Here is an 11920-nt window from a genome sequence, read left to right as displayed (position 1 = left end):
ATCGTCGTTCACCGGCGGTTCGAAGCGGCCGCGTCGTCGTACCAGCGTTGCAATAAAGCGGTGCGAACCCGCTGGGCAATCGTTTCGTCGCGGTACCCCAAACGTGCTTCCACCAACAATCCGGCGGGCACCCGCTTGGCGGTCGATTCGTCCAAACGCGCAATCGCCATGAAATGTGGTTCGATCAAGCGGACGGATTCGCCGGGCCCTTCGTTCGGTTCCAACGAATCCGATGGCGAATCATCCGTTCGCACCGCCATCGGCCCGCCGGACGTGGCCGCCAGAGCCGGCGTGGGCAATCGATCGGTCGCCTGAGGTTCGATGCGTTCCAGTTTCCCGGTGAAATTCCCCACCGCTTCGCTGGCAAAGATCGTGGCGTCCCCTTCAAACCGTCGTGCGGTGCGAATGCCCGCTTGGTCGATCAATGCGACCACTTCCTTGTGCCCATCATCGACGATGTCCATCAAGGAATCGCCCTTCTGGACGTACATTCCCAAACGCTCTTCCAAACCCCGCGCTTCGACCCGCCCGGTGCGATGCGCCACCAGCCGCAATCGGTCGACCTGTCTCGCCAGATGATCACGACGACTGACCAGGGATGCCCGCCGCTGTTGAAAGATCTGATCCGCAGCGGCATCCAGTTGGTGGATCGCGGTCAGTTGTTGTTGTTCGATCTGTTGCAACTGAATTTCCACATCGGCCAGTTCGATTCGCAAGGCATCATTTTCCAGCGATGCCAACACATCGCCTGGTGATACCCATTGCCCTTCGCGGACAAACACCGCGGTGACAAAACCGTCCACGCCGCAGCGGACCGAACACTCCGGTGGGAATCGAACCACCGCGGGGGCCGCCAGTCGTGTCGGAAACGGCATCCAAAACACGATTCCCGAGATCAGCCCCAAGCCGGCGAACGTGACGAAAACCGGCCGCAGCATCGACGTCCCCGCCGATTCTTGCTTCATCGTTTGAAACGCGGCGACCAGGGGCCGCCCCACCCACTGTGCGATTCCCAGGATGGCGATCAACACGCCGGCGCCCTGAAACATCCAGGCGGCAGCGATCCCCAGCGTCACTGCTATGATCCCCTTCCAAAACAGGGACGCCCATCCATACGCATCGATCGCCCAGCGACGCCACCACGGTTCGTCAAAATCCGGCGGACGTTGGCCCAACAGCAACCAACGCATCGACGACGCAACCCTTCGCTGTGCGACGGAATACAGATTGGGAAAATCAAAAGCGTCCGCCAACAGATAGTAGCCGTCAAACCGCATCAAAGGATTCGCATTGAACAGCACGGTCGAAACCCCAGCGGCAAACAGCACCTGGTGCCATACCAATCGTTGCACCGGATCGGCTGACCAAGTCCAACCCAAGACGGCGATGGCTGCGATTCCCAATTCCAAGTAGATTCCGGCGGCACTGATGATCATCCGCTTACGGCGACTGCGGCACATCCAAGCATCTGTCAGATCCACGTAGACCATCGGCATCAACAAGACGGCCACAATCCCCGCCTGCCGAACCTTCACACCGTATCGCCGGCACGCCGCGGTATGCCCCAGTTCGTGAACCAATTTCAAAACCAGCCAAATACCGATCAAGTAGGCCCACTGGTCGGGATCAAAGACATCGGTTCCGCCGGCCACCAATTCACCACGCTGAATCCAAGCCATCCCCATTCCGACCAGAATCAGCAAAGACCAAAGGATGCAGCCGAGACGCTGATACAACGGCAACACAGCCATCGAAGCAGCATCCAACACGCGATGAACATTTGGCAAAGGAAGCTTGATCCAAAACGGATTGAATCGCTGCCACCATGCGGTGCGATCCGAATTCACCGACGTGGCCGAATGCGATGAGCCACCCGACCGCAAGTGCCCAATGGTTTCGGTTATCCCAACGTCATTTTGATTGTCCGCGAACGATGCCAGACGCTGACGCACCATCCACTGCAAAACGCTTTTGGCACGTTCGGTCGACGGTGCATCGCAGCCCAACTTGGCCGCCGCCATCGCACAGGCCTGGGCCAACGTCGTCTGTCCGTCAAAGAAGCTGATCAACGCGTATTCCGTCGGTCCGATGCGGAAAAAGCGATGCTGTGACGGTTGTTCGATCTGACAGAGCCAACGCCCACGCTGGCGGACGGGCCGAAAACGCAAGCCCGGTTTCAGTCGCACCGGCCGTGTCATGACATCCAAGGTGTCGTACGATTCCGCCATCCGATCACCATCCCAACCAGACGCGCAATCGGGCGATGGGCCGATGCAACATCACCCACCCCAACGAAGCCGTCCCCGATTCGATCCAGGCACGCCCCTTCATGCCGGGCCGTAAAAGATGTTCGGGGTCATCGATGACCGCTTCGGCGATAAATACATTTTCTCGGTCTTTGACATCAGCGGTCCGGTGGATACGACGCACCGTCGTCATCCATTCGCGATCGGCGAAAGCGTGCAACCGAAACGTGGCCATTGAACCCGCAGCGGCGTAGGCGATTTCCGATTGTGGAATCGCGATCTCCAAACGCTGACGTCCCAAAGGCGCGACTTCAAACAGTGTTTGACCGCGCGTCAGCGGTGCGTCTTCGGCGTCGCGAAGATCGCCACGGATAACCACTCCATCAATCGGACTGGTCAATTGCAGTTGGCTGCGACGATGCCGCAACAATTGGGATTCCAGCTCGAAGCGTTCTGCTTCCAGCTCCGCCAACTGTTGTTGTGCCGTCTTGCTTTCCGCCAGATAGGTGTCGATTGCCTTGCGAGAACGGGCCAATTCCGCTTCCAACGCCGCCAATTCCAAATCCATTTCCGACGCGTTGATGACGGCCAACACATCGCCACGGGCAACCGAATCCCCACGTCGGACGCGTGAAGATTCCAAAGGACCGTCGACCGGCGCCACCACAAAGCGGCGTCCGCTGGGCAGCAATTCACACTGGCCATGAATGTTGTACGGAATGGGAATCATCAACAACAAACACAGACACACGACGCTGCACCACAGAATCGTGCCGCTTCGGCCGCTGATCGCTTTGCCGAGGTCCCCCAACCAACGTTGCAGTCGTGACGGACGATGCCGATACAACTGCGAAAGCTTTTCCGCCAGTGGCACCGCCACCGCATTCACGCGGCTTTGGATGCAAATGGATGGATCGGGCGGTGATGGTTCGACCAGCAGCACCACGCCACAGCAACGAAGACGTTCGTCGACCAAGGGAACGGTCAGCAACAGCGTCGCATCGATCGAATTTGCCAATCGCTCGATCGCCAAAGCCCCACAGCGATCGCCCGGATGCCGTGGCGGGAACCACGTCGGTTCTCCACGTCGCAGCGCCTCGTCCAGCGCGGCGTCTTGTTGCGAATCCAGCTTGCTTTCGATCCTTTCTTCGGGATCCTCCGCCGTTGGACAGTGCCAGACGATCGCATCGCGGCAAGGCGATTCGGGGCTGTCGATGAAGCCGACGATGACCGTCCGCGCCGACCATGACCGTCCCATCCAACCGGCCGCTTCGCACATGGCATCGTGCAGGTCACGATGCGATTCCAAATGGATTTGCAGCTCCAACGCGTCGGCCAAAACGACCGCGGCAGGATCGATCGAATCACCGGCCTGTCCCAAACGGGACAACAAGTGCATCGCGGCATCGAGCGCCGCCGTGGCATCGTCCGAACCGGCGAGCGAACGGCCGGACACCGCCCGCCCGTCGGCATCGCTGCTGCGATTCGTGATGGATTCATACTGCGACACGGCACTCCCGCCTTCTTCTTCACCCGATCCGATCCGCGTGGCATGAGACACGCGACTGGGATGCATCAGCGGGTCCGCAACAACCGTGCGGTGCGTGTATCACCTGGCAAATCCAAACGGCAAACCAACCCCGCCTTCAGCTCTTGTGAACTGTTGGGGATTCGCAATTTCACCAGAACCGTTCCACTTTGTGGATCAACAACCGGCGCGATGTATTCGACCATCGCGGTGACGGGTTCCTGCCGCTGTCCCACGACCAGTTTGACTTCCATGCCCAAACGCAGATGTTGGATCTGATCATTGGGAATCGTTAGGTTGCACCGGAGCGTGTCCAGTTGCACCACTTCGAAGATCACCGGATCGGTTGGTGAAACGAATTCGCCGGGACGCTTGATGATCTCCGTCACGATACCATCAAAAGGCGAACGAACCCGGCGTTTTTCAATCTGCTGGATAGTGCGATCGTATTCCAACTGCCGCAACAAGATCTGTTCTTCAGCGGCCTGTACCCGCGCGAGTGCTTGGTCATAGTCGGCTTGGGCCCGTTCCACTTCCCGGACACTTGCATTGCCCGCCTGACTGAGTTCGACGAAGCCTTCCAAGTGACGCTTCTTGATTTCCAAGTCGATTTTGGCGGCCCGCATGGCACCTTCGGCATCCTTGGCGGCTTGCGCGATTTTCAAACTGGCTTGCAGAACGCGATCGTCCAGTTGCCCCAAGACTTGATCGCGCTGAACATGCTGTCCTTCGACCACGTCAATCGCCGCCAACGTTCCCATTTCCGAGGCGGATACCATCACACGCCGATACGGTTCGGAGAATCCTCGCACGCCTTCGGCCCGAACCATTGATGTGCACAGCAGCCAAGCGATAGCGGGCAACATGATCGACAAACGCATCACATTCATCCTTGAAAGGAAAGCTCGGAATCGGGTTGCCAGGCCGGCCGTGGCGTCTGCCAAGCCTGATCGACCTGATATTGCCGCATCATTGCCAGCCGCGCGGCGGTTTCGTTGCGTTGTTGGTTTTGTTGAATGTCCAAAACGTGTTGACGCAATTGCCCCGGCGGAACATCGACGGGACGAACCAGCGACGCATGGTCATGCGATCCGGCCACGCCGTTTCCGACCGACCGGACGTGCCCGCGAATCAGGCCTCCGAACCAGTCGTTGCGGCCTTGGGCAATTCCGTCGTCGGCGGCCAGACAAAACCGCGCCGTCCCAGGATCGCCACCCCGCGCACAACGTCCGATCAACTGACGATCCACCCGAGCCAGACGATGGTGTTCGCACACGATGACGTGCAAACCGCCACGTTGCCGAGTCGTCGCATCCAATGCGATGTCCGTCCCGCGTCCGGCCAAGCTGGTGGCCACGGTCACCGCGCCACTTTGCCCGGCGTCGGCGATGATCTCCGCCTCGCCGCGGTCTTGGATCCCGCTTAACACCTGATGCCGGATGCCACAGCGATCAAAAAGCTGGGAAATCGCCAGCGACTGTTCGATGCTTAGCGTGCCGATCAACACCGCACGACCGATCCGCGATGCATGCACCGCTTCATCGACGATCCACTGAACCTTGGCATCCTGGTCGGCAAAGATCGCGTCGGCCAATACACACCGACGACTGGCCAAACGCAACGGAATCACCTGGACGCAGCAGCGATACACCGACGCAAATTCCCGCTGGCAACCATCCGATGTCCCTGTCATTCCACCGATCCAGCGATAGCGGCGAAAAAAGGCTTGTCGCGTCGTTTGACTGGCCGATTCCGTTTCGGCCGTCACCGGAACGCCTTCCTTCGTTTCAACGGCCTGGTGGATGCCGCCGGACCAACTGCGGTCGGCAAAGATTCGCCCGGTGGATCGATCAACGATCTGGACCGTTTGATCTTGAATCACGTAATCACGATCGCGTTGAAACACATGCTGCGCCAACAACGCCGCGCGTACGTAGTCATGCCAAGGACGCTTCAACCTTGCATCATCCACCGGCCATTGATCGTCGTAGATGCGATGAAACCCGTCTGCGGTGAATTCGACTTGGCGATGATCCTGACGAACCACATAGTCGATGTCGGATTGCATCCGCATTGCGGCCTGGCGAGCCGACATCAGCAGGTCATCCAATTGCCGGCCGACTTGACGACGCTGTGACAAAATCAGTGGCGACACAGCATCGTCGATCAATACGTGATCCGCTTCGTCCACGATGACCGCGTGCAACGGACGCATCATCGCAGGCGGTCGTCCTTGCCCCATCGCCGTTTGGGCCAGACGATGCGATCGCCCCAACCGCATCCACTGTGTTTCGGCCAAGCGATCGCGCAGAAAATCGAACCCCAGCACTGCGCCCGGCGCATACACCACGTCGCCGTGGTACAGATCCGTCTTTGCCGCCGGATTTGGGTCATCCAGAACGACACCACACGACAAACCAAGCGATTCGAAAGCCGGCGCGAGCAACTGAGCGTCACGTTGTGCCAGATAATCATTGGGACAGACCACATGCACACCGCGTCCGGTTGCCGCCATCAGGCAAGCCGGCAGGAAACACGCCAACGTCTTGCCTTCACCGGTTTGCATTTGAGCGATCCGGCCGGCCGCGATCTGCCATCCCGCCAGAATCTGGGTCGGATACAAACGCTTGTCCAGCGTGTGCTGTAGCGCTGCAGTGATGCATCCGGCCAAATCAGCCCACGCCGAAGCATCGTCGATCGCGAACATGCCATCAACGATTTGGCCACGCAGCATGGTGAAGTGATCGCGCACCTGCTGTGGCGACCGTTCGATGTAGCGATCGTGGGCATGTTCACACAGCGGTGTCAGTTCATCGCAACAACGACGAACCATCTCGCGAATACCGACACGATAGCGGTCCCCGATCGTCAGCCGATCACGTTTGCGTGCCAAGCCCATGGTGAATCGTGGAATCATTGTGCCGGCTCCACCACATCGCCAAACATCATCTCCGGTGCATCGACCTGTTGCGACGCGTCCACGTCATCCGTTTGGCTTGACGCGGCCCGCAACAGGACGCCCATGGATCGACGTAATTCGACCCACGACATTGCATAGGCGACCTGCGCGTCGACAAAGTCTTTTTCCGCGTTGAACAGACGCTGTTGGGCGTCCAGCAAGTCTTCGATCAGTACGATCGCGGATTGCTGCGGTTCGACCAAGCGTTCATAGCGTTGTTGCAAGTAATCGACTTCGCGACGCGCGGCCAAAATCGACTGATAACGAGCCGACATCTCTTGATAGCTGGTTTTCGTTTCGCGTGTGGCGATGTCAACATCCGCCAACACCGATTCGGTCGCTTGTCGGAATTCTTCTAACGCCCGACAGTATTCCCAGCGATTTCGGGTCAATCGTGCCCGCGCCGCGCGATTGCCGACCGGCAATTCCCATCGCAATCCGGCCGCGTAAGTGGGAGCACCGTCGGAAAATTGGTTCAGAAAAGCCCCCCAAGTGTCGCGGCGTGAATCAAGACCCGCGACGTATCCCGTCAGCAACAAATCCAACCGCGGCAGAACCTGATTCTTGGCGACGCCGATCTTGGCCGATGCCGATCGAATCCGCTGCATTGCGACGTCCAAATCAGGACGATTGTCCAGCGCCATGACCGCCGCATCACGCGTGGCGATGGGGATCAGCACCGCCGGTGGGACTTCCTGGGGCGTCAATTCGACATGCACGTCGTGCTGCAAAATCTCGCTGCCCGTCAACATCCGCAATTTGGCCTGAGCGTCGCCGATCGAAGCCTCCGCACGACTCAGTCCCGTCCGGCGTTCGGCCAAAGCCGCCTCGGATCGCAAACGCTGCCGCGTGATCGTGTCGACATGCTGACGCGCCACGACAATGGAATGCAGCTTTTCGGTGCGTCGCAGCAAGCGGCTCCGCTGCATCCATTCGCAACGGGCCTGGTACAGATCCCAATACGCTCGCGTGACCGATACCAAATGCTTTTCCAACGCTTGTCGGACTTCGCCACGCGTCAATCGAACGTCGATGCTGGCCAGAACGATACTGATTTCGTTGACCGCACGTCCGTGGTTCTTCAGCAACGGCTGGGAATAGTTCAGTTCCAACCGTGTGGTGCCCTGTGGGTTGGGGACCAGAAAGTCGCTGTTGTTCTGTTGAAATCCACCGCGCTGTACCGCTTCCAACGTTCCCCCGCCACGCAACTGGCGGTTCATGCCCACGTCCGCCGAAAACGTTTCGTCACGGTAGCGACCGAACGCGCGGCCGGTCGTCAACGTATCGCCGACCGGTTCATCGGTGTCGACAAATTTGCCTTCCAGATAAACCGCGGCATCGAATTCCGCGTCGGCGATCACCACCGCCGTCTGGTCAATCTTTGGCTGGGTCAGCAAAGATTGAACCAGCGGCGATGATTGCAGTGCCGTCCGGGTCAACCAAGAAACGTCGACCGGGATCGCACGTGGCGACATGCCCAACGGTTGCTTCAGGGCGTCTTGCCACCAAAGGTGAACTTCGTCCGACGACGGGATGCTTTGGCTGTCCGGTGTCTTGGTGACATCCGTTTCAATCTCCAGCACCCTGCCGCGATACGGATCCAGCCAACCGTGGTTATCGGTGATCGGCGTCGCCAGCGAAAACACATCGCCGGGCACCTCGGGTGTCGGTGGCAACACCGTGTCAGGCGTTTCCAAGGGAACAAAGGTGGCGTCCTTGGCCCCTGGTGTGACCGGCGTCGGTTCCGCTTGGGCCGATCCCAGCGATGGGGGATGGACGGCATCTGCCCCGTCGGACGATTCGGGTGGCAACGCAAAATCGTCGGTCACCTGGATTCGAACCGACGCCAGATCAAACGATTTCTGACCTGGGCGGACGCGACTGTGGGCCGTCGACGTGCCAGCGTCCGACGCGGGCAAGCGAATCGGACGGGGCGGTTGGGCCGCCATCGGCGTGGCACCGACCATCTGGAATGCACCGAACGCGACCGCCAACCATCGACGACCGCGTCGCAGCGATCGGCCGCGGCGTTTGCGCATCGATGGGGCAACGCGGTGTCGCGGGATTCGGATGATGGGTGTACCAGAACGCATATCGTTGCGATCGGCACGACCCACACGAACCTTTGAACAGTGTCGGATCGAATAACCGGGCGCACCGGCCCGCGCCCACACAACCGTCAAAGTTTGACCAGCTTAGGTCATCCGCAGGGTTTTCAGGCGTCTTCTTCCTGCAACGCTTCGTCGGTGATGTTCAGGTTCGTGCTGACATTCTGGACGTCGTCGTGGTCATCCAACGCCTGCAGCAACGACAACACCTTTCGCGCCATGTCCGATTCCAAGTCGACGGTCGTCTGGGGAACCTGTGAAACTTCGCTGTAGTCGATCGCCAATTCGGCATCGGTGAAAGCTTCGACCAGACCGTCAAAAGCGTCGGGCGGACTGGTCACTTGCAGCTTGCCATCGTCGTTGTGGTCGATGTCTTCGCCGCCGTGTTCCATGGCGATCATCGTCACCTGCTCTTCGTCCACGCCGTCTTCAAAAACCACGACGCCCTTGCGGTCGAACAGATACGACACACAGCCGCTGTTTCCCAGATTGCCGCCGAACTTGGAAAACAATTGCTTCATTTCCGGGGCGGTGCGATTCCGGTTGTCCGTCATCGCTTCGCACATCACCGCGACGCCGCCGGGGCCGTAGCCTTCATACAGGATTTCTTCCATGTCCCCGCCGTCCAATTCGCCCGTGCCACGTTTGATGGCACGTTCAATATTGTCCTTGGGCATACTGACGGCTTTTGCGTCGTCGATCGCCTTGCGGAGCCGAAAGTTGGCCATCGGATCACCGCCACCGGATTTGGCGGCCATGATGATGGCTTTGCTCAGCTTGCTCCACATCTTGCCGCGAGCCGCGTCGACGCGTCCTTTGCGGTGTTGAATGTTGGCCCATTTCGAGTGGCCTGCCATGGAAACACTCCGGTATCAATTCAGTTGCACAGAAGATTTTAAGATCGGTTCGGTTTCAACGTCCGGGCGGTCGACCCGATAACCTCACCATCAACCACATTGCCGTCAACGCGGCTTACGTTTGCTCAGCTTGCGAGAGCTTGATTTTTTGGCCGCTTTCTTCGACGCCGATTTGGTGTCACCGGTCGATGACGATTTGGTTTTGGCGGGCTTCTTTCCGGCATCAGGCGTGGTGGACGACTTCTTTTTTGCGGTGGACTTCGAGGTCGACTTTCGCGACGAAGCCGACTTGGTGGACGAGGATGATTTCGTCGTGCTGTCCTTGGTCGAACTGGTCTTGGTCGGACTGTCCTTGGACTTGGCAGTTTCCGCCTTAGGCTTGTCCGACTTTGCCTTTGACGACCTGGACGACTTGGACTTTGATTTCGATGCGGCCTTCTTTGCCGCGGCAGCCTGTTCGGCGGCGGCCTGTTCGGCGGCCGACGGTTGAGAGGCGGTTTTCTTGGTTCGGCGCGACGCGGAGGCCGATTTCTTTGCGGCGGCTTCGATCGCGGCCCGCTGTGCCGATTCGGCTTCCGCCTTGGCCTTTTCGCGTGCCGCTTCCTTTTCTTCTGCCTTGCGTTCGGCGGCCCGTTTGCGAGCCTCCTTCTTGCTGGACAACCATTCCTTCAAGTTGGCTTCGGCATTCTTATCGACGGCGACCAGCGTTTGCATCGCGGTCTTGTCTTTGGCGTTTTGGTTCAGGTCGACGGCACACTGGTGCAACAGCGCACAAAACTCCAAACCTTTGCTCTTGGGAATCGCCCGTTCCAAGCCGGGGACCTTTCCGGTGGACGCTTCGGACGTCGACGCGATGCCACAGACCAGCATCACGACCATCGCGCTGTAGTCCAACGGGATCGAATGCCCGCCCAAACCGTGCTGGACGGTGTATCCCAGCACGAACGAACTCATCGACGGCATCTCGGAAAACTTCTTGACGGCTTTGCCCAAGTTTTCCTTCTTCAGGTGATCCAGGTCGAACGTGTAGAACTCCTCGAAAATCGCCTGCAGGTTTCCCTTCAGCCGTGACGCGGCACGAATCGGATCGGGCAGCCGGCCCAACACCTGAGCCAATTCGCTGATGGTCGTCACCCGGACTTCGTTCCAATCAAAGAAGTCCTGTTCCAGCTTGGCCATCCCTTCGTCGGCCAAATCGGCGGGACAGTCTTCCAACAGCGACGCGTACAACACGTGTTCCAACAATGGACGCGACGGTTGCGTGGGCGGCACCTTGTAATTCTTCTTCAGTGCCTTGTGAAGCTTTTCGATCAGCTTGGCGCGATTGCTTGCGGACATTCGTTTGTGTGGGTAGCGTCAATCAGGATGTGGGTTGGTCATCGGACGGCAACGTGTCGACATCGTCGGCCCCGTCGTCGTCAGAATCGTCTTGTTGTTCGCGGCGGATCTTGGCCAGCAATTCGCCCACGACCATGGCGTTGTGTTGGCCTTTGTCCAGGCTGAATTGCAGCCGCGGGGTGTAACGCGTGTCGATCCGTTGGGCGATTTTGCTTTGCAGGAATCCGGCGGAGTTCTGCAAACCACGCAGTGACAAGGTCTGTTGCTTTTCATCGCCCATCACGCTGACGGCCACCTTGGCTTCGCGCATGTCGGGACTGACCGAAACACCCACCACCGTCACGTCTTTGACGCGGGGGTCACGGAGTTCGGTCAAGATGGCCTGGGCGACGACTTCGCGGATCGCTTCGGCGGCTTTCAATAGGCGTCGGCTGGACAAGAGTGGTCGGTAAGGATTCGTGGATGATGGATAGGTCAGAATAATTCGGGCGGACCCGGCGACCATCGCAACGTCGGTCGTCGGGCGGCTAGTGGCGGGGAACGCACCGATGCGATCGTCACGACCGCCATGTGCCGCCCCACTGGTAGGGCCAACGAATCGGCGACCCCGTTTCACCGGAACGAACCGCCGTGATGAAAACCATGGCGAGGTCCGGTGCCGGCGGGATCACGTTTGCGTTGATTCGACAGGCCCGGCATCCCCTCGGGTGCAATCGATCCGGATCGTGATTGGCAAATTGCCGCGCTCATCGCGCGGCAAAACGCCGGCGATTCGCAAACGTCTGGTCGAACTGAAACGATGGCGAAGGATCATTGCTGGGTGGGTTGCCGATTGATCCCGGGGGTCGATGATCCGCGGAAGGTGGACGATGTCACCGGCCGCC

General features: G+C 59.1%; 8 protein-coding genes. All 8 read right to left on the bottom strand.

Annotation, left to right across the window (positions count from 1 at the left end; all coding sequences use genetic code 11):
* Positions 1-8: 8 nt before the first annotated feature.
* Positions 9-2228 carry a site-2 protease family protein gene (locus Mal65_RS09205; RefSeq protein WP_145296351.1) on the bottom strand — a complete coding sequence of 740 codons (2220 nt, stop codon included), beginning with the start codon at positions 2226-2228 and terminating at the stop codon, positions 9-11.
* 4 nt (positions 2229-2232) lie between these two features.
* The gene (locus Mal65_RS09200) at positions 2233-3822 is read right to left on the bottom strand and encodes an efflux RND transporter periplasmic adaptor subunit (protein ID WP_145296349.1); all 1590 of its coding nucleotides are present in this window, start codon (positions 3820-3822) and stop codon (positions 2233-2235) included.
* Complete coding sequence (locus Mal65_RS09195) at positions 3822-4655, bottom strand: efflux RND transporter periplasmic adaptor subunit (RefSeq protein ID WP_165701168.1); 834 nt, start codon at positions 4653-4655, stop codon at positions 3822-3824. Before Mal65_RS09195 ends, Mal65_RS09200 begins: the two co-directional genes overlap by 1 nt.
* Positions 4656-4660: 5 nt before the next feature.
* On the bottom strand, positions 4661-6691 hold the full coding sequence (locus Mal65_RS09190) for a preprotein translocase subunit SecA (RefSeq protein ID WP_145296343.1): 2031 nt from the start codon (positions 6689-6691) through the stop codon (positions 4661-4663).
* The gene (locus tag Mal65_RS09185) at positions 6688-8772 is read right to left on the bottom strand and encodes a TolC family protein (RefSeq protein WP_165701167.1); all 2085 of its coding nucleotides are present in this window, start codon (positions 8770-8772) and stop codon (positions 6688-6690) included. The genes Mal65_RS09190 and Mal65_RS09185 overlap by 4 nt, the downstream gene beginning before the upstream one ends.
* Positions 8773-8948: 176 nt before the next feature.
* On the bottom strand, positions 8949-9698 hold the full coding sequence (locus Mal65_RS09180; protein WP_145296337.1) for a YebC/PmpR family DNA-binding transcriptional regulator: 750 nt from the start codon (positions 9696-9698) through the stop codon (positions 8949-8951).
* Positions 9699-9803: 105 nt separating this feature from the next.
* A complete protein-coding gene (locus Mal65_RS09175; RefSeq protein ID WP_145296334.1) occupies positions 9804-11036 on the bottom strand; it encodes a hypothetical protein in 1233 nt (410 codons plus the stop codon).
* 22 nt (positions 11037-11058) lie between these two features.
* The gene (gene rbfA / locus Mal65_RS09170) at positions 11059-11475 is read right to left on the bottom strand and encodes a 30S ribosome-binding factor RbfA (protein WP_145296331.1); all 417 of its coding nucleotides are present in this window, start codon (positions 11473-11475) and stop codon (positions 11059-11061) included.
* Positions 11476-11920: the final 445 nt, after the last annotated feature.

The organism is Crateriforma conspicua, assembly GCF_007752935.1.
Classification (GTDB): domain Bacteria; phylum Planctomycetota; class Planctomycetia; order Pirellulales; family Pirellulaceae; genus Crateriforma; species Crateriforma conspicua.
This window is presented reverse-complemented; position numbering and strand designations above follow the sequence as displayed.

Excerpts from the sequence above, each read along its gene's own strand:
- Mal65_RS09185 (WP_165701167.1), bottom strand. The coding sequence starts at position 8,772 with ATGCGCAAACGCCGCGGCCGATCGCTGCGACGCGGTCGTCGATGGTTG.
- Mal65_RS09200 (WP_145296349.1), bottom strand. The coding sequence starts at position 3,822 with ATGCATCCCAGTCGCGTGTCTCATGCCACGCGGATCGGATCGGGTGAA.
- Mal65_RS09205 (WP_145296351.1), bottom strand. The coding sequence starts at position 2,228 with ATGGCGGAATCGTACGACACCTTGGATGTCATGACACGGCCGGTGCGA.
- Mal65_RS09180 (WP_145296337.1), bottom strand. The coding sequence starts at position 9,698 with ATGGCAGGCCACTCGAAATGGGCCAACATTCAACACCGCAAAGGACGC.
- Mal65_RS09190 (WP_145296343.1), bottom strand. The coding sequence starts at position 6,691 with ATGATTCCACGATTCACCATGGGCTTGGCACGCAAACGTGATCGGCTG.
- Mal65_RS09195 (WP_165701168.1), bottom strand. The coding sequence starts at position 4,655 with ATGCGTTTGTCGATCATGTTGCCCGCTATCGCTTGGCTGCTGTGCACA.
- Mal65_RS09175 (WP_145296334.1), bottom strand. The coding sequence starts at position 11,036 with ATGTCCGCAAGCAATCGCGCCAAGCTGATCGAAAAGCTTCACAAGGCA.